Origin of the sequence: Mesorhizobium sp. C120A (genome assembly GCF_030323105.1) — a bacterium.
Taxonomy (GTDB): Bacteria; Pseudomonadota; Alphaproteobacteria; order Rhizobiales; family Rhizobiaceae; genus Mesorhizobium.
This window is the reverse complement of record NZ_CP100476.1, coordinates 1563239-1584021: the sequence shown is the minus strand read 5'-3', so window position 1 is coordinate 1584021 and position 20783 is coordinate 1563239. Positions and strand designations below refer to the sequence as shown.

Annotated in this window: 20 protein-coding genes and 1 pseudogene; 11 read left to right on the top strand and 10 right to left on the bottom strand. The window is 64.1% G+C overall.

Annotated elements, in window-relative coordinates; genetic code table 11:
* The 4 genes and pseudogenes from NL532_RS07785 to NL532_RS07770 form a co-directional block, all read left to right on the top strand.
* Positions 1-201: pseudogene (locus tag NL532_RS07785) on the top strand (ATP-binding cassette domain-containing protein); the annotation flags it as partial.
* A 158-nt stretch (positions 202-359) separates the two neighbouring features.
* On the top strand, positions 360-992 hold the full coding sequence (locus NL532_RS07780; RefSeq protein ID WP_286488031.1) for an ATP-binding cassette domain-containing protein: 633 nt from the start codon (positions 360-362) through the stop codon (positions 990-992).
* The gene (locus NL532_RS07775; RefSeq protein WP_023712284.1) at positions 989-1774 is read left to right on the top strand and encodes an ATP-binding cassette domain-containing protein; all 786 of its coding nucleotides are present in this window, start codon (positions 989-991) and stop codon (positions 1772-1774) included. The genes NL532_RS07780 and NL532_RS07775 overlap by 4 nt, the downstream gene beginning before the upstream one ends.
* Entirely contained in the window at positions 1771-2280 is a 510-nt protein-coding gene (locus NL532_RS07770) for an L-2-amino-thiazoline-4-carboxylic acid hydrolase (protein WP_023712283.1), read from the top strand. Before NL532_RS07775 ends, NL532_RS07770 begins: the two co-directional genes overlap by 4 nt.
* Before the next feature lie 10 nt (positions 2281-2290).
* Here the strand turns inward: NL532_RS07770 and NL532_RS07765 are convergent, their stop codons facing one another.
* The 5 genes from NL532_RS07765 to NL532_RS07745 are packed head-to-tail and all read right to left on the bottom strand — an operon-like array spanning position 2291 to position 7328.
* On the bottom strand, positions 2291-3073 hold the full coding sequence (locus NL532_RS07765; RefSeq protein ID WP_023712282.1) for a DeoR/GlpR family DNA-binding transcription regulator: 783 nt from the start codon (positions 3071-3073) through the stop codon (positions 2291-2293).
* Positions 3074-3075: 2 nt separating this feature from the next.
* Positions 3076-3879 (bottom strand): HAD-IIB family hydrolase, encoded by an 804-nt coding sequence (locus NL532_RS07760; protein ID WP_023830118.1) that lies wholly within the window; start codon positions 3877-3879, stop codon positions 3076-3078.
* 7 nt (positions 3880-3886) lie between these two features.
* The gene (locus NL532_RS07755; RefSeq protein WP_081731100.1) at positions 3887-5179 is read right to left on the bottom strand and encodes an iron-containing alcohol dehydrogenase; all 1293 of its coding nucleotides are present in this window, start codon (positions 5177-5179) and stop codon (positions 3887-3889) included.
* Positions 5180-5193: 14 nt separating this feature from the next.
* Entirely contained in the window at positions 5194-6651 is a 1458-nt protein-coding gene (locus tag NL532_RS07750; RefSeq protein WP_023830119.1) for a xylulokinase, read from the bottom strand.
* Positions 6651-7328, bottom strand: a complete 678-nt coding sequence (locus NL532_RS07745; protein WP_023712278.1) for a beta/alpha barrel domain-containing protein — start codon at positions 7326-7328, stop codon at positions 6651-6653. The genes NL532_RS07750 and NL532_RS07745 overlap by 1 nt, the downstream gene beginning before the upstream one ends.
* Before the next feature lie 162 nt (positions 7329-7490).
* Here NL532_RS07745 and NL532_RS07740 point away from each other — a divergent pair, with 162 nt between their 5' ends.
* From NL532_RS07740 to NL532_RS07720, 5 genes are all read left to right on the top strand, one after another.
* The gene (locus NL532_RS07740) at positions 7491-8879 is read left to right on the top strand and encodes an ABC transporter substrate-binding protein (protein ID WP_031203576.1); all 1389 of its coding nucleotides are present in this window, start codon (positions 7491-7493) and stop codon (positions 8877-8879) included.
* Positions 8880-8946: 67 nt separating this feature from the next.
* Positions 8947-9876 (top strand): carbohydrate ABC transporter permease, encoded by a 930-nt coding sequence (locus NL532_RS07735; protein WP_155923888.1) that lies wholly within the window; start codon positions 8947-8949, stop codon positions 9874-9876.
* A gap of 10 nt (positions 9877-9886) precedes the next feature.
* Positions 9887-10720 carry a carbohydrate ABC transporter permease gene (locus NL532_RS07730; RefSeq protein WP_023751730.1) on the top strand — a complete coding sequence of 278 codons (834 nt, stop codon included), beginning with the start codon at positions 9887-9889 and terminating at the stop codon, positions 10718-10720.
* Positions 10721-10731: 11 nt separating this feature from the next.
* On the top strand, positions 10732-11787 hold the full coding sequence (locus NL532_RS07725) for an ABC transporter ATP-binding protein (RefSeq protein WP_023830120.1): 1056 nt from the start codon (positions 10732-10734) through the stop codon (positions 11785-11787).
* Positions 11784-11948 carry a hypothetical protein gene (locus tag NL532_RS07720; protein ID WP_023728593.1) on the top strand — a complete coding sequence of 55 codons (165 nt, stop codon included), beginning with the start codon at positions 11784-11786 and terminating at the stop codon, positions 11946-11948. Before NL532_RS07725 ends, NL532_RS07720 begins: the two co-directional genes overlap by 4 nt.
* A gap of 22 nt (positions 11949-11970) precedes the next feature.
* Here NL532_RS07720 and ggt read toward each other — a convergent pair whose 3' ends face one another.
* Genes ggt through NL532_RS07695 form a run of 5 tightly spaced genes read right to left on the bottom strand, consistent with a single transcriptional unit; the run spans position 11971 to position 18518 of the window.
* A complete protein-coding gene (ggt, locus tag NL532_RS07715; RefSeq protein WP_023830122.1) occupies positions 11971-13557 on the bottom strand; it encodes a gamma-glutamyltransferase in 1587 nt (528 codons plus the stop codon).
* Positions 13558-13592: 35 nt separating this feature from the next.
* The gene (locus tag NL532_RS07710) at positions 13593-14894 is read right to left on the bottom strand and encodes an NAD(P)/FAD-dependent oxidoreductase (RefSeq protein ID WP_031203580.1); all 1302 of its coding nucleotides are present in this window, start codon (positions 14892-14894) and stop codon (positions 13593-13595) included.
* A gap of 2 nt (positions 14895-14896) precedes the next feature.
* Positions 14897-16279: a glutamine synthetase family protein gene (locus NL532_RS07705; RefSeq protein ID WP_023830124.1), complete on the bottom strand. Its 1383-nt coding sequence runs from the start codon at positions 16277-16279 to the stop codon at positions 14897-14899.
* 6 nt (positions 16280-16285) lie between these two features.
* Entirely contained in the window at positions 16286-17569 is a 1284-nt protein-coding gene (locus tag NL532_RS07700) for a glycosyltransferase (protein WP_023830125.1), read from the bottom strand.
* 10 nt (positions 17570-17579) lie between these two features.
* Complete coding sequence (locus tag NL532_RS07695; RefSeq protein WP_023685712.1) at positions 17580-18518, bottom strand: GntR family transcriptional regulator; 939 nt, start codon at positions 18516-18518, stop codon at positions 17580-17582.
* A gap of 235 nt (positions 18519-18753) precedes the next feature.
* Here NL532_RS07695 and NL532_RS07690 point away from each other — a divergent pair, with 235 nt between their 5' ends.
* Complete coding sequence (locus NL532_RS07690) at positions 18754-19818, top strand: polyamine ABC transporter substrate-binding protein (RefSeq protein WP_023685711.1); 1065 nt, start codon at positions 18754-18756, stop codon at positions 19816-19818.
* 94 nt (positions 19819-19912) lie between these two features.
* Entirely contained in the window at positions 19913-20755 is an 843-nt protein-coding gene (locus NL532_RS07685) for an ABC transporter permease (protein ID WP_023830126.1), read from the top strand.
* Positions 20756-20783: the final 28 nt, after the last annotated feature.

Here is a 20783-nt window from a genome sequence, read left to right as displayed (position 1 = left end):
CTGGCTGAGATACGCGATCTGTCTGTGCGCTATTTCAGCGATGGCAGCGAGGTAACGGCGCTGAAGGGGGTCAGCCTGGATGTTATTGCCGGCGAGCGGCTGGCGATCATTGGCGAAAGCGGTTCGGGCAAGAGCACGCTGGCGCTGGCGGTGGCTAGACTGCTGCCGGGGTCAGCCAAGATTGAAGGGCATGTCAAGTGGCGATTTCAGGCGCCGCGATCCTTCCCACCCCCCTCTGTCCTGCCGGACATCTCCCCCGCAAGGGGGGAGATCAGCAGCTTTGCCGACGGCTTCCCTTCTGCAACGTTCGTGGTTGGCGAAGGCGGAGATGAGAGAGCAATCTCCCCCTTGCGGGGGAGATGTCCGGCAGGACAGAGGGGGGTGTGACGGAACGCCGACCTCTCAAATTAACCGAGCCCAGTACGCTCCCCCTTCCCGGCCGCGACATTGGTTTCGTCTTCCAGGACCCCTCCGCCAGCCTCGACCCCGTCATGACCGTCGGCAAACAGATCGCCGAAGTCGCCTGCACCCACCTCGGCCTCGACTGGCCACAAGCTTACGCCAAAGCCAAAACCCTGCTCCAACGTGTCCGGCTGCCCGACCCACAAACCGCCATGCGTGCTTTCCCGCACCAGCTCTCCGGCGGCCAGAAGCAGCGCGTTGCAATTGCCGCGGCCATTGCAGCCGGTCCGAAACTGCTGATCGCCGATGAGGCGACCAGCGCGCTGGACACCATTGTGCAAGCCGAAATCGTCAGCCTCATTCGGCAACTGGTGGCGGAGGACGGCATGACGCTGCTGTTCATCAGCCACGACATCGCGCTGGCCGCCGAACTCGCAGAGCGTATCGCTGTATTCCGGAACGCCGAACTGATCGAACTCGGCCCGACGGAGCAAATCATAAACGCCCCGCGCCATGCCTATACGCGAACGCTGCTCGACGCCCATCTCGGCCTCGACGCCGATCCGCTGCTACGACGGGCGCCGGCATGAACTTGCTCACCGTCTCCGGTCTTACCAAGCGATACCGTCGTGGCGGCAAGGCCATCGCGGCCGTCGACGGTGTCTCCTTCGCCATCGAACCCGGCGAGACGCTGGCGCTGGCCGGGCCCTCCGGCAGCGGCAAGTCGACGATCGCGCGGCTGGTGCTTAGGTTGATCGAGCCCGACGCCGGCACCGTCCAGTTCGAAGGCGATGACTTTCTGCTCTTGAAGGGTGCGGCCCTGCGCACCAAGCGCGCGCGCCTGCAAATGGTGTTCCAGGATCCGCTCGCCGCGTTCAACCCGCGCGCCACGGTGGCTCGCGTGCTTGACGATCCCTTGCGCATCCATGCCATCGCTTCCCGCGCCGAGAGGCCGGCCCGCATTGCTGCCTTGCTGGATCGCGTCGGGCTGGCAGCCGATCTCGCCCCGCGCGCCATTCACGAAATCTCCGGCGGCCAGCGCCAGCGCGTCGCCATCGCCCGAGCCATCGCGACCAAACCGTCGCTGATCGTGCTCGACGAGGCGGTGTCGGCGCTCGACGTTTCGGTCCGCGGACAGATCCTTGAGTTGCTGCTCGACCTGCAAGCCAGGGAACGGATCGCCTATCTCTTCATTTCGCATGATCTCGGCGTCGTACGGGCCATCGCCCACCGCGTCGTTCTTCTCAACGCCGGGCGGATCGCCGAGAGCGGCGACGCCCGCAACGTAGTCGACGCGCCGCAATCGGCAATCGGCAAGGCGCTGGTTGCGGCGGCGCCAAGATTGGACAGAAGCAGCAGGCAAGTACCATGACCGAACCAGAAGCCAGAGCCGAAAAACTCTCGCGCGAACTCGATTCCGCCTTCCGCAACCGCGCCGATCTCTACCGTCTGTTTCTCGACGAGCTGACCGGCGAACTCGGCGCGGAAAAGGCCGAGGCGATCATGATCCGCACCATCGAGCAGCGCGGCAAGGAGGTGGCGGCGGCCGCCTTCGCCCGTTTCGGACCTAACGACGCGCCGGCCATCGGCGAGGCATTTTTGGCCGTCAGCCCGGATGGCGGCCTGATGTATCCGACCGATGTCGAGCGCGGGCCGGACCACATCGCCTTCAAGGTGAAGCGTTGTCCGCTGAAGGACGCCTGGGTCGAGGCCGGTGTCGGTGATGAAAAACTCGCCACGCTCTGCCGCATCGCCGGCGCTTTCGACCGTGGTCTGTTCGAGGCAACGGGCGTGCGCTTCGACAATGTCACTTGGACGCCGGGCCACGGCTCCGGCTGCTGCCACATCGCGCTGACCAACCGGGATGCCGCCGGATAGCCAATGCTGATCAGTCGGCGGCAAACACATGCATCTCCGTGCCCGCCTGTTCGGCAGCAGTGCGCAGGTCGGCCTTCGGTTCGCTGTCGGTGACGATATCGGCAATGTCATCGAGCCCGCAGATGCGTTCCAGACTGCTGCGGCCAAACTTGTCGTGGGTCACCACCAGCACCGTCGACAGTGAACGCGATATCATTGCGCGTTTAACGGCCGCGGCGCCCGAGATCATGTCGCTCGGACCATCGGCGCTTATCCCCGATGCGCCGATAATGGCGACGTCGGCATTGTAGCGGCGCAGGAACTCGACGGTGTCTTCGCCCAACACGCTGCCTTCCCGGCTATCATAGGTCCCGGGGCAGAGCAGCACCCGAAAGGTCGGATTGGCGCCCGCCACCGAGGCCACGCCGGTGGAATTGGTGATGATGGTCAGGTCGCGCTTCAGCTGCGAAAGGTTGCGCGCCACCTCATAGGTGGTCGAACCGCCATCGATCATCACGATCTGGCCCTTCTCGACAAGGCTTGCCGCGCCGCGGCCGATTCGGGCGCGCTCCTCGATCAGGGTCAGGCCACGCTCCGAAATCACCGGTTCTGATGTCACCAGCGAGATCGTCGCACCGCCATAGGTGCGGTTGATCAGCCCGGCATCGCCGAGTTCGATGAGATCGCGGCGGATGGTCTCGCCGGCGACGCCGATGCGCCGTGCGAGCTTGGAGATGCGTATCGACGCCGACCGGCGCACTTCCGAAAGGATAAGCGCGTGCCGCTCCTTCTTCGTCAGTCGGCCTTGGTCCATGACTATTCCATTCCCTTTGCAGCAATCAGCGCGTCGCCAAGCTCGGCAAATCCCTCCGCGCCGCGCCCTCTTGTGACGAAGGCGGGAGACGCAGGAAGCTCGCCGGCGAAGTCCAGCACATTAGCGACGCCGACGCTGTTGGGGAAGAAGCCGAACATTGGTGCATCGTTTGGACTATCGCCGACGAAGACAATGCTGTCCTTGTCGTGGTCGATATCTATACCGAAACAGTCCCGCAAGAATAGCCGGCTTGTCGACAGTTTGTCGTATTTGCCGAACCAGCCATTGACGTGGATGGACGAGATTTTCGCCGTCGCGCCATAGCGCTGGAAGATGCCGACGATCTTCAGAACCTCGGTTTTGGGCAGCGGCGCCACGTCCTCGCAAAAATCGATCGCCAGATCGGCCTCGCGATAGGCCTGGTCGGCCGCGACCGCCGCACCCGGAACTTCGCGCAGAACGGTTTGCTCGATCTCCTTGAGGCGCGCGGCATCGGCCTGCCGTTCGGCAGCGCTCTTGGCGTAGTGGCGAACAATCCGCTTTTTGGCGTCGTCGTAGCGGAAATAGAAGGCGCCGTTCTCGCCGATCACGCCGTCCACCGGCCATTGCCGGGCGATCAGGTCGCACCAGCCGGCAGGGCGGCCGGTAACCGGCGCGACAATGAAGCCGGCCTGCTTCAGCCGCTCCAGCGCCACATAGGCCTTTGCCGGCAGCCGTCCCTTGTCGGTCAAGGTGTCGTCTATATCGGTCAGCACGACGGCGATGTTGCGCCGGTCCAGCGCGGTGAAGTCGGCAAGCGGACGCAGCACCCGCTCAGGCTCCCGCCGCAACCGTTTCGAGCGAGGCAGCCGCGACGTCGAGCATGGTGAACCTGTCGCGGATCAGCCGGGCATTGGCGACCGCCTCGTCGTAGAAGCCAGCCGGTATGGCAACCTCCTGCGGCGTGGTCGGCGCGCCGGCGGCGCGCAGTGCTGCCGCGATCTCGCGCGCCGGGCGTGCCACCCGCACCAGCCTTTCACGATGCGAGCGCCATTGCCTGGCCAGCATGGTGTTGATGACGTCTGCCCGTTCGCGGTCCAGCAGCTTGGGCTTGAATGCCGCCCAGCAGGAACGTCCGAGCGTTTCGCCGAAGATTTCGATGAAGCGGTCTGGCGTATCGGCGGAGGGCGCGAGCTGCAATTCCCGCAGCGCCAGCACGCGTTCCTGCAGCCGCGCCATCGTCAACGTCGTCACCGCTATGTGCTCGCCGTGATGCGCTTCGGGCAATCCCTGGCCCCGCATGTCGATATAGTGGGCGATGAGATGTTCGCCCTGACTGGCCGGATAGGAGCCGCCGCACAAAGTCATGCCAAGGCCCGACATGACCAGCGTGCGCACCAGCACTTCCATCGCCTCAATGTCGCCGGTCCCGAGTTCGCCGGCTTTGGCGATAAGCGCCTCCTCGTCCTCCGCCAGAAGCATGAACGGCGCCTCCCGGTAGGGCGTGCCGAGCAAAAGATGCGCCATCAGCCAATCGGTCTGCGCGGTCGGCCGCGCCATTGAATCGCCGAAGCCGGCAGCGATCAGCCGGTGCGGCGCTCGCGCCATGACATCGAGATCGAGGAAGACACCGACCGGCAGGCTCGCCGTCAGCGATTTCTTCAGGCCGTCCTCTGTGATTGCCGCAGACACCGAGGTGTAGCCGTTCATCGACGGCGCGGTGCCGAACACCGCATAGGGCTTTTGGGTCAGATGGGCGGCATATTTGGTGATGTCATTGATCGAGCCGGATCCGACCGCGACCAGACCGCTGGCGTCTTTCGTGCGGGCGATCACCGATCGCACGGCGTCCATGTCGGGATGCGGATGGCGCGGCAGGATGATCTTGTCGACATCGATCGAGCCGCGCAGCGCAATGGACACTCTCTCGCCGAGAGCCAGCCTTGTGTCGGGATCCATGACAACGGCGAGCCTGCGGCCGAGCGGCAGCGGCTTGACCAGCGCATCGGCTTCGTCGCCGAGACCGCGCCCTATGACGATGGTCTTCAGCGGCACCGACAGCATTCCCTGGCTGTCCGGGTCAGGCAGCGTGCCGGCAATAAGGCGATCGAGCATTTGTCTGGACATAGGATGCAGTCCGGTCAGTCAGCATGAAGCGGGGTCAGGGCATCGAACAAGGTGCGATACCGGCGGTAACTTCTGTCGTAGGCGGCCTTGGCGGAAGGATCAGGGTCGATCGTCTCGATGTGGCCGGCCAGCCTTTCAGCCGCCTGCCGCACTGAGGAGGTAAGGCCGATGGCTGCGGCGGCAAGGATTGCCGCACCGATCGGCGAGGCATCGGCCGCACCCGCGATCTCGACCGGCCTGCCGCTGACATCGGCCCGGATTTGCCCCCACACCCGGCTGCGCGCGCCACCGCCTGAGAGCCGGATGCGCCCGGTTGTTATGCCGAGCTCGTCCAGCCGGTCGACAACGTCGCGCATGGCGAAGGCGCAGCCTTCCAGCACTGCGCGAGCGCAGGCCGCTTTGCCGTGGAAGGATGTCAGGCCGTAGAAAGCGGCACGCGCTTCGGCGATCCAGCGCGGCGCCATGGCACCGGACAACGCGGGCAAGAACAGCAAATCGTCGCTGCCGGCAACCACCGTCGCCGCCAGTTCGGACATCGCCGCCGGCGAATCGACGCCGAAGGTTGTTAGAAACCACGTCACCGCGCCGCCCGAGAGCCATCCGGGGTTGGAGATGAAATAGCCGTCGCCGAGAAAGCCATGGGTCTCGACCAGGCCGCCGGGGTCGAGGCGAAGCGTGCCGGACACCGCGCCGACCACTTCGGCCGTGCCGAGATTGCAGGCGACGACACCGGGCACGACGACCCCGGCGCCTATGGCGGCCGAAAAATCATCGCCGGTGCCGACCGCCAGCGGCGTGCCCACAGGCAAACCGGTGAGCTCGGCGCCGGCGTGCGTCAAGGCGCCGGCGATCTCAGATGCATCGTCGATGCCGGGCAATTTATCTGCATCGATGTCGAAGGCCGCCAGCAGATCGCCGGCATAGTTGTGCTCCTTCAGTCCATAGAGCATGGTTGTCGAGGCCAGCGCGTGATCGATGACGGCACGACCGCACAGCGCCGCGACCACGAACGATACCGGTTGATGCCAGAGCGCCACCCGGCGCGCTTCGGGCAGGTTGCGCGCTGCCCAGCGGATTTTCGCCGCCATATGCGTGGCATCGAGGACAAGACCGGTGCGCTCGCGGATGAAGTCCGGATCGATGCCGGCGATCTCTCCTGCCGCCCGCCGGTCCATCCAGATGATGCACGGAGCCAGCGCCTCACCATTGCCATCGACCGCGACGCAGCCGTCGAGCTGGCCGGCAATGGCAATACCCTTGATGTCGGACGGCGCAAGCCCAGCCTTGTCGAGCGCGCCGGCAATAGCCGGCTTCAGCGCTGCGAGCCACAGCGCCGGGTTCTGTTCGGCCCAGCCGGGCGCCGGGAAGGCCGGCTGGTACAGCGCAGCTGCCTCGCCACGCAGCCGCAATTCGTCATCGACAACGATCGCCTTCAGGCTTTGTGTGCCGAGATCGATGCCGATGACTGGCATTAGACGCGCTCGCAATCCGCGAGGACATCCCGCAGTTGCGAGAGGATAGAACCTTTCGTCGGCGAATAGGAGCCATCGAAAACCGCTGTGCCAATGGTAAAAGCGTTGGCACCGGCCAGCTTGATTGCCTTGATCCGATCGGCTGATGCCACAGCGCCGGCGACGATCAGATGCCGCGACGGACCAAGCCCGCGCCGGGCTGCGCGCACCAGTTCGGCCGGGTCGGCCTCGGTGGCGCGATAGGCGAGGATGTCGCATCCCGCACAACCCTTCTCGGCGAAGGCGCGGCAGTCGGCCTCGACATCCTCGGCCGAACCGCCGAGCTTGGTCGGATGGCCGACCGGCCGCCCGGGAAAAGGGTAGTATTCGGTGCCGCTCCCCTCCAGCAACGCCATGATCTCGTCGACCTGGGTACCACCGAGCAGGCGCTGGATGCCGAGATCCCTGGCGATGCGCGCGGAATTAAGGCAGGCCTCAGCCGTCGTCGAGACAACTTCCATGTAAGTGGTGGCGCCTGTCCGGCCAATGGCGACAGCGAGCTTGCGCAGCACATCCGGCGCGACGCCAATATCCTTGAAGCCGACATGCTTCAGGCCGACCGGCTCAATCAAATCGACCAGGTCGAGACAGTCCTCGACCGTGCGATCGTGGCGCGTCAGCATGAAGATGAAGTCCATCCGAGAGGTCCCTCGCCTGGTCGGGAAAGCCGGTTTGCTGCCGGTCTGTTAACACCTCCCAACCATTTGTTGCAAGGTGCCACATTTTGATTTGCAGTACCACACATTTTATGACAGAACGGGCGCCGGCCCGCCAGGCACGACGTCTAGGGAGAGGGAAGAATGCTCAAGCCGCTGAGACGTACCGCGTCCAGACTGCTCGTCGCAGCCGTATTTGTGTGGCCCCTGACGTGGCAAGTGACACAAGCGGCCGCGTGGGATCTGAAAGAGGCGTCGAAACCCTATAGCGGCCAGACCATCCGCATGGTCGGCGAGGCGCTGCCGCCGCTCGAAGCGCTGAAGAAGATGGCGCCGGAGTTTGAAAAACAGACCGGCATCCATGTCGAAGTCGAGATGTACGAGCACTCGGAAGCCGTCAACAAGGTGCAGCTCGATCTCAACTCGCACCGCGGCCGCTACGACGTCATCATCCAGCCGCATCGCGAACTCGGCAAGTTCGCCACCAACAACCATCTGGTCGAAATCGCCAAGATGATGGCCGACCCGGCTTTGCGCGATCCGAGCTTCGAGCCGGAGAAGCAGCTCTACCAGACCGCCTGGCACGAAATCTCCTGGTATGACGGCAAGGAGTACGGCTTCCCCTTCACAGTGCTCAACATGTTCATGTGGTATCGCTCGGACCTGCTCGCCGATCCCAAGGAGCAGGCAGGCTTCAAGGCCAAGTATGGCTACGACCTCGCTCCCGCCAAGGACTGGAAGCAATACCGCGATATCGCCGAATGGTTCTATCGCCCCGACCAGGGTTTTTACGGCACCGCCCTGCAGGGCAAGCGCCATGAGGCACTGTGGTATGAGTGGCTCAATTTCCTTTATTCCTTCGGCGGCGACGTGCTCGACGTGAAGAGCGGCTCGGCCTGCGGCCCGGTCATCGTCAACAGCCCCAAGGCCGTCGCCTCGCTCGAATATTACAAGAGCCTGTTGCAATTCTCCCCGCCGGACAGCCTCAACTATTTCTGGGACGATGTCATGGCGCTGATGCAGCAAGCCAAGGTCGCCGAGCTGATCATGTGGAACGACGCCACCTATGCCGTGTCGGTCGACACAACCGCCTCCACCGTCGTCGGCAAGGTCGGCTTCGATCTCGTGCCGCAAGGCGAAGGCGGCAAGATCGGCCAGGTCGAAGGCTGGACCTATCTCATCCCTATCTATTCGAAGAACCCACAGGCCGCCTTCCTCTTCGTCCAGTGGATGATGGGCTATGACCGCCAGCTCGAGCAGCATCTCAATGGCGGCGCCTCGGGCCGGCCCGATGTCTATGCCTCGGCGGAGGTGCAGAAACTGCCCTACGCCAAGGCCTCGATGGAGGCCAACGAGCATGCGGTGCCGAAGGCGACGCTGCCGCAATCGGCCGAGATGACCGACATACTAGTGCGCGAACTGTCATCCTACCTCGCCGGCGAAAAGGAGGCGCAGGCCGCCCTCGACACCGCCGCCACCGACATCTCGACACTGCTCGGTTCTTGCGCACCCATGACCTATCCGGCACGATAGGCCTTGAGATGTCGCGCAGAGGCTACCCGCACAAGCGGGTAGCCGTTCTTGTCCGCAGGAAACGCCCGTGACGAACCGCACTCCATCGCCGCGCGGAATGCCGCTTCTCGACCGTGGGGTGGGGCCGCTCTTGATGCTGCCGGCGACGCTGCTCGTCGTCGTCTTCCTGGTCGGCCCGTTCTACTACATGGTCTACACCGCGCTGACCGACCTCAGCTTCGCCGACGCCAGCCATGCGGGCGCCTTCGTCGGTTTCGACAATTTCCGCAAGCTGATGCGCAACGACCCATTCTTCTGGGCATCGTTCCTGCTGACGCTGAAATTCGTCATCATCGCCGTCGGCCTGGAATTCCTGCTCGGCTTTGCGCTGGCCTTCCTGATCTTCCGCTTCGTCGCCAGCCAGCGGCTTCTCACCACACTCCTGCTCATCCCGATGATGATCGCGCCGGTCGCCGTCGGGCTGATCTGGCGGCTGCTGTTGCAGGGCGATTTCGGCATGCTCACCTTCTACATGCGCAAGGTCGGCCTGCTTGCGCAGAATTCGGCGGTGCTTTCGGCACCCGACCTGGTGTTTCCGACCATCGTCGCCATCGATGTCTGGCAGTGGACGCCTTTCGTCACCCTGATCATGCTCGCCGGGATGATGAGCCTGCCGCGCGCGCCGTTCGAGGCGGCGATGATGGATGGCGCAAAACCGTTTCAGATCTTTTGCGATGTCATGCTGCCGCTGCTGCGGCCCGTCATCGCGCTGGTGCTATTGCTGCGCGGCATCGACGCGTTCAAGGAGTTCGACAAGGTTTTCCTGATGACCGGCGGCGGTCCGGGAACGCTGACCGAACTGGTGTCGATCTACGCCTACCGCGTCAACTTCCGCAACTGGGACCTCGGCTACGGCGCCGCGGTCGCCTTCATGATCTATCTCGTCGTGCTGATCCTGTGCTCCGTCTTTTACAAGGCCGTCTACTGGTCGAGCCGCAAGCAGGCGGCGTCGTTTTGAGGGCGCTGCGATGATCGATCAATCCACCAACCGCGCCTGGAGCAGTTTTGCCTGGGCCGTGCTGCTGGTCGCTGTCGTGGTGGCCTTGACGCCCTACGTCTGGATGGTGCTGGCCTCGTTCAAGAACCGCGTCGACCTGTTGTCCTCGGTGCCAAAATGGGCTTTTACGCCGACGTTCTCCAACTATCCGGCGGTCTTCATCGACAAGGAATACTGGCCGCTGGCGATCAATTCGGTGCTGATCTCGGTGTCGTCGACCATACTTTGCATCGTCATCGGCGCGCCAGCGGCCTATGGCTTTGCCCGCTCGGATTTTCCCGGCAAGGAAGACCTGTTCTTCTTCTTCCTGACCACGCGCATGGCGCCGCCGATCTCAATCGCCGTGCCGCTGTTCCTGTTCTTCACCTCGCTGGGCCTGATCGACACCATCTACGCCGTTGTGATCGCCCACACCTCCTTCAACCTGTCGCTCGTCGTCTGGATGATGCGCGGCTTCTTCGCCGAAATCCCCAGGGAGATCGACGAGGCCGCGATGATGGACGGCCGCTCGCGGCTCGGCGCCTTCTTCTTCGTCGTTGCACCGCTGGCCGCGCCCGGCATCGGCGCGACGGCCGTGCTCTGCTTCATCCTGTCATGGAACGAGTTCCTCTACGCCTTCATCCTCGTCGCCTTCGACGGGCGGCCGCTGACCGTCGGCATACCGGGGCTGGTGACGCCGCATGGCACGCTATGGGGCCAAGTCGCGGCGGTCGCCATCGTGGCGACGCTGCCGATCGTGCTTTTCACTTTCCTTGTCCAGAAACAGCTCGTCCGCGGCCTCACCTTCGGCGCGGTCAAGGGTTGAAGGGATCTCGCATGGCAATTGTTTTCGACGGCGTCACCAAGGCTTTCCCCGATGGGACGGTGGCGCTGCAGGCGCTCGACCTTGCTTTCGAGCCCGGTGAATTCCTCGTGCTGCTCGGGCCCTCCGGCTCGGGCAAGACGACAGCCTGCCGGCTGCTCGCCGGGCTGGAGCGGCCGACCGCCGGGCGCATCATGGTCGAGGGTCGCGATGTCACCGACCTGCCGCCGCGCCTGCGCGGCATGGGCATGGTGTTCCAGAACTATGCGCTCTACAGCCATAAGAGCGTCTACGAGAACATCGCCTATCCCTTGCGCATCCGAAAAATGCCGGCCGCCGTGCTCGACCGCTGCGTCCGCGCCATGGCCGAGCTGCTCGAAATCACCCGTTACCTCGACCGCCGCCCTTCGCAATTGTCGGGCGGCCAGGCGCAGCGCGTCGCTGTGGCCCGCGCCCTGGTCTGGCAGCCTAGCCTCTGTCTGATGGATGAGCCGCTGTCCAATCTCGACGCCTTGTTGCGGCTCCACATGCGCACCGAGCTGAAGCGGCTGCATCGCGAGCTGAAAAAGACCTTCGTCTTCGTCACCCACGACCAGGAAGAGGCGATGACGCTGGCGACCAGGGTCGCGGTGCTGCGCGAAGGCGCGCTGATCCAGTACGACGACCCGCGCGAGATCTACCGGCGCCCGGCCAATCGCTTCATCGCCGAATTCATCGGCCGTCCAGCGATGAACACGTTCGATGGTGACGTCCGCGCCGGCGTCTTCCACGCCAGCGGTTTCACTTGCCCGCTTCCGGGAAAGCCTGATGGTCCCATCGTGCTCGGCATTCGCCCCGAGCAGATCCAACTGGTCGACGCCTCCGCAAGCGATGCCATCCAGTTTGCCGTCGACGTCGTCGAACCGGTCGAGCCGGACGTGCTGATCTTCGCCAAGAGCGAGGCGAACGCGCTGATCGTCAGGACAGTGAATGTCGATCGCGCTTTCGATCCCGGCCAGCCGCTTTATCTACGCTTTCCGCCGGCAGCGCTGCACACGTTCGATGCGGTTTCGGGAGCGCGGCTGCCGTGAGCTCGCTACTCGCTTTGGTGCCGCTGGCCGCCGCGGCACTTGTCTGGCGGCTGTTCTACAGCTTCAACCTGTCGCGGCGCTGGTTCTCGATGGGGGAACTCATCTTCTGGGACGCCATTGCACTGGTAATCCTGCAGCTTGTCTGGCTGATCTGGTTCTGAATGCGCATTCCAGCAACGCAGATCAGTAGCCCAGCGCACAACCGTCCTTGCGCGGATCGGAGGCACCGGTGAGCGTGCCCTTTTCCCAATCGATCAGCACCAACTGGCCGCCGCCATGCGGCTCCTCGGCGATCGAAACCTGATGGCCGCGCTGACGCAGGCCGGCGATCGCCTCAGCCGGAATCCCGCGCTCGGCCAGCACGGCATTGTCCTTGTAGAACACCCGTGGCGCATCCAGTGCCTGCTGCGGGTCCATCCCGAAATCGATCATGTTGGTCAGCAGATGGACATGGCCGAACGGCTGGTAGCCGCCGCCCATCACCCCGAACGGCATCACCACCTTACCCCCTCGCGTCGCCATGCCAGGCATGATGGTGTGCATCGGTCGCTTTCGCGGCGCGATACTGTTTGGATGGCCTTCCGTGAGGCGAAAACTGCTGCCGCGATTCTGCAGCACGACGCCTGTCTTGGGACCGACGACGCCGCTGCCGAAGGAACCGAAGGTCGAGTTGATGAAGCTGACCGAATTGCGGTCGCGGTCGACCACGGAGATATAGACGGTGTCGCTGCGCGACAGCTCAAGCCGCGGCAGATGCGTCATGGCGAGGGCCGGATCGATGGCGGCGCGCAGCCGCTCCGCATACGCTGCCGACAACAGTTTCTCGACGGGGACATCAACGAAATCCTGGTCGCCGATGAAAGTGTCGCGGTCCTGATAGGCAAGCCGGCCGGCTTCGATCTCGAGATGCAGCCGCTCGGCGCTGTTCGGCTCCAGCGAGTTAAGCGCAAAGCCGGAAAGCACATTGAGCATGATCAGCGCCGTCATGCCCTGATTGTTCGGCGGCATCTGGTGGATGTCGTGGCCGCGATAGGATGTCTTCACTGACTTGACGTAGTCGCCTTGGGTCTCGGCGAAATCCTCCAATGCATGCAGCCCGCCCAGCGCGCGAAGACGCGCTACCAGGTCCTCGGCGACCGCGCCTTCATAGAAGCCGGCGCGACCTTGGCTCGAGACGACGCGCAAGGTTTCCGCCAGTTGCGGTTGGCGGTGCAGATCGCCCGCCTGCGGCGCCCTGCCCTCCGGCAGGAAGATGCGCGCGGCATGTTCATCGGCTGAGAGCAGGGCGACCTCGTCGGCCCAGTCGAAGGCGACGCGATCATAAACGACATAGCCTTGTTCGGCATAGCGAATGGCTGGCGCCAGCGCGGCGTCGATGCCCTTTTTTCCGTGGTCCTCGAGTAGCCGGCACCATGCATCGATGGCGCCTGGTATGGTGACGGCATGCGGTCCGGCCGCAGGCAGTTCGCTATGCCCCCGCTCCAGATACCATTCGGCATTTGCCGCAGCGGGCGAACGCCCCGAGCCGTTGAAAGCGAGAACATCGCCCTCGCCTTTGGGACTGTAGAGCACAAAACAGTCGCCGCCGATGCCGGTCGATTGCGGCTCGACGACGCCTTGCACCGCCGCAGCGCAGACAGCGGCATCCATGGCATTGCCGCCGGAGCGCAGCATGTCGATGGCGGCCAGCGTCGCCAGCGGATGCGATGTCGCCGCCATCGCTTCTGTCGCGCGAACTGGCGAGCTGCCGGGGAACTGAAAATCACGCATGCAATCCTCCGATGATCCACCCGCCGGTACTAACCTCAATGCTTGATACGGTCGCGCATCGCGTACCACAACATCCCCAGCACATAGAGCGGGCCCCGCAGCGCCGTACCGCCCGGGAACGGCATCGGCGTCAGCGTCGAGAACAGGTCCAGCCGCGAGGCGTCGCCCGTAATCGCTTCGGCCAAGAGCTTGCCCGACAGCGTTGACAGGATGACGCCCTTGCCGGAATAGCCATGCGCGAAATAGACCTCGCCATAGTGCCCGACATGCGGCAGCCGCGACGTGGTCACCGACACCAGGCCGCCCCAGGCATGATCGATGCGGCAGCCCTTCAGTTGCGGGAAGGTGGCCTCCATATGCGGCCGCACGAAGCCGGCAATGTCGGCCGGCGGCGATGGCGTGTAGCGCTCGCCGCCGCCGAGCAGCAGCCGACCGTCCGCCGACATGCGGTAGTAGTTGACGACGAAGCGCGTGTCGGACACCGCGACATTGGCCGGGATGACATTGTGTTTGCCCTCCAGCGGTTCGGTGGCGACGATGTAGTTGCCGACCGGCATGATGCGGCTGTTGACGCGCGGCTCCAGCCCATGCAGCAACGCGTCGCCGGCCAGCACGACATGTTTGGCCCTTACCGACCCCTGCGCCGTCGAGACCCGGATCGAAGGCTCGCGCTCCAGCTTCACCGCGACGGAATTTTCGTGGATGACGACACCGGCCGCCACGGCGGCATGGGCAAGGCCAAGCGTGTAGTTCAGCGGATGCATATGGCCGCCGAGCGGCTCATACATCGCGCCATGATAGGGCGTGTCCACCTTGCCGCGTGCCTGCGCCGCCGACAGGATCTCGACGTCGCGGAACTTCATCACGCTCTCGAGGCATTTGGCCTCGTCTTCGAGATCCCTGAGGTCGGAGCCATTAACGGCACCGACGAGATGGCCGGTCAGCCGCAGATCGCAGTCGATGGCGTGGCGCTCGATGATGTCGAGCACCAGGCCCCGCGCCTCGAAGGCGAGGTCGAACAGCGCCTTCGCCCGCTCGGGGCCGTAGAGCTTGACCAGCCCCTTGGCGCCTTTGCGCAGGCCGGGGATCATCTGGCCGCCATTGCGGCCCGACGCGCCCCAGCCGATCTTGCCGCCTTCGAGCAGCACCACCTTCAGGCCGCGCTCGGCGGCATGAAGGGCGGCCGACAGGCCGGTGCAGCCGCCACCGACCACCACCAGATCGGCGCCGACATCTCCCACCAGCGCCGGATGGTCCGGCGCCGGATTGGCGGTGGCGACATAATAGGAATTGCCGATATCGAGGCTCGAATTGAAACCCGTTGAGCCGGAGGCCATGATCACACCTTCAGCAGCAAATGGTCGCGTTCCCAGCTCGTCACCACGCTCTGGAACAGGTCGAGTTCGACGCTCTTGACGCGCAGATAGGTCTGGAAAAAATCCTCGCCGAGCAATGCCCGCACCGGCTCGCAAGCAATGAAACGATCAAGCGCCTCCTCCATCGTTTTCGGCAGCGTGCTTTTGATCTTGTAGGCATTGCCCGAGGCCTCAGCCGAGCGCGCCAGCTTCTGCTCGACGCCGAGATAGCCGGCAAGCAGCGAACCGGCGATCGCCAGATAGGGATTGCAATCCGCTCCCGGCAAGCGGTTCTCTACCCGCCGGGCGGCGCGGCCACCTGCCGGCACGCGCAGGCCGCAAGAGCGGTTGTCATGCGACCATTCGATGTTGGCCGGTGCGCTGTGGTTCGGCCGGATGCGGCGGAACGAGTTCACGTTGGGTGCGAACAGCGGCATGATCTCGGGCACATATCTCTGCAGGCCGCCGATGAAATGGCCGAACATTTCGGTGTCTGCATCATCTCTGTCGGCAAACAGCGCGGCGCCTGTCGTTTCATCGACGACAGACATGTGCAGATGCATCGAGCTGCCAGCCTGCGCGGCGATCGGCTTGGCCATGAAGGTGGCGTGCATGCCGCTCTGCTGCGCTGCTTGGCGAGTCAGCCGCTTGAACAGCAGCACCTGGTCGGCGAGTGGCACCGCGTCGCCGTGCAGCAGATTGATCTCCAGCTGCGCGGTGCCCGATTCATGGATCAGCGTGTCGACCGGCAGGCCGGCGGCTGCGGCATAATCATAGACGCGCCTTATCACCGGCTCGAATTCTTCCAGCGCCACCATGTCATAGGGATGCTGCGAGCCCTCGGCGCGGCCATTGGCGCCAACCGGTGCCGTCAGCGGCTGGTCGGGATTCGGATTGGGCGCGGTCAGATAGAATTCGACTTCCGGCGCCACCACCGCGCGCCAACCGCGCTTCCGGTAGAGATCGAGCACGGCGCGCAGCACATGTCGTGGCGAGGCCATCCAGGGCTTGCCTTCCATGTGGAAGGCGTCGGCGAAGACATAGGCTTTGCCAGCGCCACCGCCCGGCGCCAGGCACAGCGTCGACATATCAGGCACCATGCGCATATCCGGGTCTTGATAGGCAAAGCCTTCGTCGATCGAACCGGAGTAGCGGCCATCGATGCTGACCAGGAAAGCGCTGCTCGGCAGGTAAAGTGCGCGGTCTTCCAGCGCCTTGAGGAATTTTGCTGTCGGCAGCGCCTTGCCGCGCAGCACGCCATTCATGTCGGGCACCAGGCACTCGACCTCCGTGATGCCGTGCTGGGCGAGCCAGGCCTTGGGATCGTTGCCGGTGAAGAGAGCGGTGTTGGTATTTTTGTCCTGCATTTTGGTTCACGTACCTATGAGAGAGAGTATGGCTTGCGCGGCCACATCCGTTCCAGGGGTCAGCGCCATCTTGGCAGCATTGTCCCTGAGGCGGGCGCGCATCGCATCGTCGGCCAGCAGGCCGAGAATGGCTCTCTCCAATCCCCCTTCGGTCCAGGCGTCGCGGCCGATATGGTCGCCCACGCCCGTCTCTCCCGCGCGTTGCGCATTGTCGTGACCGTCCCAGCAATAGGGCATGATCAGCGACGGCACGCCGAAGCGCAGCGCCTCGCAAAAGCTGTTGTTGCCGCCATGGTGGATGAACAGGTCCGACTTCGCCACCACCGAAGGCTGCGGAAACCAGGCGTCGAGATAGACATTGTCCGGCACCGCGCGATAGGCGTCGCGCAGGCCGCCGGCATTGACGATGAAGCGCGCCGGCAGCCTGTCGAAGACGGCGAGCATGCGCTCGATCAGCCCGACATCCATCGCGCCGAGGCTGCCGAAGCTGACATAGACCAGCGGGCCGCCATTGCGCGGAAACACCGGCACCTCGAATGGCCCTTCCGAACGCACGCAGCCTTCGAGATAGACAAAGCGTTTGGGGTCGAGCGGCTCGGCCCGCTCACGCCGTACGATCGCTGGCGTCAGCAGCAGATTGAGGTCGGGTGATGTCTCGAGGAACAGGCCCTTGGGCAACGGCGCCAAGCCGGCATCCGCACGAAAACGGTTGAAGCGCTCATGCGCGGGTGCGGAGGCCGCGAGATAGCGCGCTTCGAACGCCGTACGTTGCGGGTCGTCGGCACCCATCCCCGAGAGATAGGGCGGCACCTCGGCATCCGGCAGTTCCGTCTCGGCACAGGAGACGACGCGCACCCACGGGCAGCCGGCGGCGGCGATCGCCGGGAACATGATGACGTTGTCGAGCACCACCGCGTCCGGCTTCAGCCGCGCCAGCAATTGGCGCAGCGGCGCCTCGGCGTTGACGGCGGTGTCGACGATCGCTTGCCAGGTCGGCGCGACATAGGTCTCGAGCTGGTCGATCGGGCTCAGCCGGAAATGCGGCAGGTGCCGGCGCACGAAGGCCTGCCAATAGCTCTGGCGGTCGCTGTCGCTCAGCGGCTCATCCGTCGGCAGATGGTATTCCTGGAAGCCATAGTCGGTAAAGACGCCGGAGAAGCCGGCATGGCAGATGAAGACGGGGCGAGCGCCCCGTGCGCGCAATGCCTGTGCGATACCGACGCAATTCAACGCGGCGCCGAAACTGGCTTCGGGAAACAGCGCGATGGTCGGGCTGGCTTTACGCGTCAATTATTCCTCTTCAATCCGGCCGGCTGATCATGCCGAACAGTGCGGGAGCTCCGCGGCTGGCTGCTTGCGGTCGCTGGCTGCGGGAGAGCCGCAGGTGGATGCGAAGCAGATCGGCAGCCACCTCATACTGCCGGCTTTCAAGATAGTCGAGTATGCCCGAGTGTTCGCGCAACGATTGCCGCAGCCGAAACACGTTGACGCCGGAATAGATGCCCGGCAGCCGGCGCAGGCGGAGATGATCGGCCAATGCATCCGACACAAAACGGTTGGCGCAGCCCTCGGCGATCATGCCATGAAAATCCATGTCCAGCCGCTGGAACTCGCGCGTGTCGAATGTCTCGTCCGGCAGCGCTGCAAGCGCTTCCATGCCTTGCCGCAACATTGCTGCCCGCGCCCCGTCCAGCCGAAAGCCTGGCGTCAGGATGGCCGCCGGCTCCAGCACCAGGCGGAACTCGTAGCTTTCGCCTTGCGCCTCCGGATCGTCCGGCGCGCGGCGAAACAACCAGGATTGCCCAGGCGCACGATCCAGAAGATTCTCGTCGGTCAGTTTGTTAAGTGCTTTTAGTACCGTCTTGCGATCAGCGTCGTAGCGTCGCATCAGCCCCGCGATGGTCACCGTCTGGTCCAACCGTCGCGCCGAGCGGTCGCGCAGGATGGCTTCGGCGAGCTCGTCTTCCTCCGCACTGGGTAGTTCGGCGGCAATGGCGGGCTGGGCGGCGAGGTCGACCGTCAGATGATAACCGCTGTCGGCCTCCCAGCGCACCACGCCCCGTTCCGCGAGCAGGCCGAGTGCCGCGCGTACGGGCGTGCGCGAGACATTGCACAGCGAGGCGATCTGCTGTTCGGGCAGGCGGGCGCCAGGCTCGAAGCCACGCTGCCGCGCCACATCCAGGATGCGTTGCGCCAGATCGAGATGGTTGGTGCGAGGTCGTCTGGCTACGGCTTGCATGACTTTTCTCGAATGCGAATGTGGCGCATTGGTCTGGCTGATCGCCGGAACAGGGACAATCGGCCAAATTCCTCCGTCGGTTGACAGATTATGGATTGACGTACTTTTTTCTGCAATAGTACTGTCGGTACAATCGGCGAGAAAAGACCGAGGGAACAGGATCGAGGCAGGCGCGCGCGTCGCCGGCCTTGGTCCGGCAAATGATTTCGACGATCAAACCGAATGGGAGACTGCCATGACCGCTACCAGCCTGCGGCGCCGTGCGCTCAATACATCCTCAATCGCTCTCGGTCTCGCCCTGACGCTCTCGGTGCCGGCTGCCGCAGCCGACCTCGTTATTTCGAACTGGGATGGGTACATGGCACCCGACGCCATGGCCGCTTTCAAGACCGCCACCGGCGTTGCCGGCGAAGTGGTGGTGCACGCCACCAATGAAGAGATCATGGGCAAGCTGATTGCCGCCGGCGGCAAGGGCTATGACGTGGTCTTCGTCTCCTCGCCCTTCGCCGAAGTATTAAACAAGCTTGGCCTGACCGAGCCGATCGACCATGCCAAGATCCCCAACCTCGCCAACCTCTATCCCGAAGCGACCAAGCTGCCGCACGATGTCGGCAACGCTTTCTCCGTGCCTTACACCTGGGGCACGACGGGCCTCTGCTACCGCTCTGACCTTGTCAAGACGGCGCCCACGAGCTGGAGCGACCTGCTCGCCCCTTCCGACGAGATGAAGGGCAAGACCACCATGCTGGCGACCGATCGCTGGCTGCTGGCCGCCGGGCAGCTCGACAAGGGCTATTCGGTCAACGAGACCGACCCGGCCAAGATGGCCGAGGTCAAGGACCTCCTGATCTCCGCCAAGAAGACCCTGCTCGCCTATGACGACACCACCTTCTATTCCAAGCTGGTTTCCGGCGAGGCGCTGATGGTGCAGGCCTGGGACGGCTGGTGCAATTACGGCATCGCCGACAAGCCGGAGATCAAATACGTCATCCCTAAAGAAGGTTCGGACCTGTGGGTCGACACGATGGTGGTGATGAAGGCGTCCGAGCACAAGGACGACGCCTTCAAGTTCATCAACTTCATGCTCGACGCCAAGAACCACGCCTGGGCGGCGCAGAACATCGACTACAAGGTGCCGAACAAGCCGGCGATGGAAAGCCTGCCGGCCGACTTCCTGGCCAAATTCCCCAACATGGCGATGCCGGTGGCCGATCTCGTCAAGTTCGAGCAGTTGCGTGACGTCGGCGAAGCCCAGCGCGACTATTCCAAGATCGTCAGCGAGATCAAGGCCGCGCAGTAAGCGGCGCAGACTTCACGGCCGGCAGCACTTCTGCCGCCGGCCCTGAGCGGTACCCGAGAAATTGTCCCAGACCCGACTTCGTTCCTCTCTGCTGATGGCCCCGGCGCTGGTCTGGCTGACCGCGCTGATGGTTATCCCATGCGCCCTGGTGCTGGCGCTCGCCTTCTTCCGGCGCGGCGTCTATGGCGGCATCGACTACACCTTCACGCTGGGGAATTTCGGGCTGGTCTTCGACCCGCTCTATGCCGGCATCTTCCTCAACTCAGCACGTATCGCCGGTACCGCGACGCTCATCGCAGTCGTGATCGGCTATGCCGCGGCCTATGCAATTGCCGCCGCACCGCGCCGGTGGCAGCCAATTTTCCTGTTCTTCGCCGTGCTGCCGTTCTGGTCCAACTATCTGATCCGCACCTATGCCTGGATCGTGCTGCTGAACCGCGAAGGGCTGATCACCCAGCTCTTGCGCTGGTTCGGCTACACCGGCGAACCGCCCTCGATGCTCTATACCGAAGGCGCGGTCATCGCCGGCCTCGTCTACAACTATCTGCCCTTTGTTATCCTCGCCTGCTACGCGCCGCTGTCGCGCCTCAACCCGGAACTGGCCGAAGCATCGCGCGATCTCGGCGCTTCGGCCGCCACCACCTTCCGACGTGTCATCCTGCCGCTGACCCTGCCCGGCATCACTGCGGGCGCCGTCTTCGTCTTCGTGCTGTCGATTGGCAATTTCGTCACCCCGGCGCTGCTTGGCGGCGGCCGCTTCCAGATGATCGGCAACCTCGTCTACGACCAGTTCCTGACCGCCAATGACTGGCCGTTTGGCGCGGCATTGGCGATGGCGCTGATCGCCATCATGCTTCTGGTACTGATGGCGCAGGCACTCGCCGCCGACCGCGCCGCGGGGCGTGCGGCTGAGGCAAGGGGTGACGCCTATGGCTGAGCGCCGCGCAATTCTTGCCTTCTCCCCG

Coding starts and splice junctions, on each gene's coding strand:
- NL532_RS07765 (WP_023712282.1), bottom strand. CDS start 3,073: ATGGACCAAGGCCGACTGACGAAGAAGGAGCGGCACGCGCTTATCCTT.
- NL532_RS07710 (WP_031203580.1), bottom strand. CDS start 14,894: ATGGCCTCCGGCTCAACGGGTTTCAATTCGAGCCTCGATATCGGCAAT.
- NL532_RS07755 (WP_081731100.1), bottom strand. CDS start 5,179: ATGTCCAGACAAATGCTCGATCGCCTTATTGCCGGCACGCTGCCTGAC.
- ggt (WP_023830122.1), bottom strand. CDS start 13,557: ATGCGTGATTTTCAGTTCCCCGGCAGCTCGCCAGTTCGCGCGACAGAA.
- NL532_RS07745 (WP_023712278.1), bottom strand. CDS start 7,328: ATGGACTTCATCTTCATGCTGACGCGCCACGATCGCACGGTCGAGGAC.
- NL532_RS07775 (WP_023712284.1), top strand. CDS start 989: ATGAACTTGCTCACCGTCTCCGGTCTTACCAAGCGATACCGTCGTGGC.
- NL532_RS07725 (WP_023830120.1), top strand. CDS start 10,732: ATGGCAATTGTTTTCGACGGCGTCACCAAGGCTTTCCCCGATGGGACG.
- NL532_RS07740 (WP_031203576.1), top strand. CDS start 7,491: ATGCTCAAGCCGCTGAGACGTACCGCGTCCAGACTGCTCGTCGCAGCC.
- NL532_RS07685 (WP_023830126.1), top strand. CDS start 19,913: ATGGCCCCGGCGCTGGTCTGGCTGACCGCGCTGATGGTTATCCCATGC.
- NL532_RS07770 (WP_023712283.1), top strand. CDS start 1,771: ATGACCGAACCAGAAGCCAGAGCCGAAAAACTCTCGCGCGAACTCGAT.
- NL532_RS07695 (WP_023685712.1), bottom strand. CDS start 18,518: ATGCAAGCCGTAGCCAGACGACCTCGCACCAACCATCTCGATCTGGCG.
- NL532_RS07705 (WP_023830124.1), bottom strand. CDS start 16,279: ATGCAGGACAAAAATACCAACACCGCTCTCTTCACCGGCAACGATCCC.
- NL532_RS07730 (WP_023751730.1), top strand. CDS start 9,887: ATGATCGATCAATCCACCAACCGCGCCTGGAGCAGTTTTGCCTGGGCC.
- NL532_RS07780 (WP_286488031.1), top strand. CDS start 360: ATGTCCGGCAGGACAGAGGGGGGTGTGACGGAACGCCGACCTCTCAAA.
- NL532_RS07690 (WP_023685711.1), top strand. CDS start 18,754: ATGACCGCTACCAGCCTGCGGCGCCGTGCGCTCAATACATCCTCAATC.
- NL532_RS07750 (WP_023830119.1), bottom strand. CDS start 6,651: ATGCCAGTCATCGGCATCGATCTCGGCACACAAAGCCTGAAGGCGATC.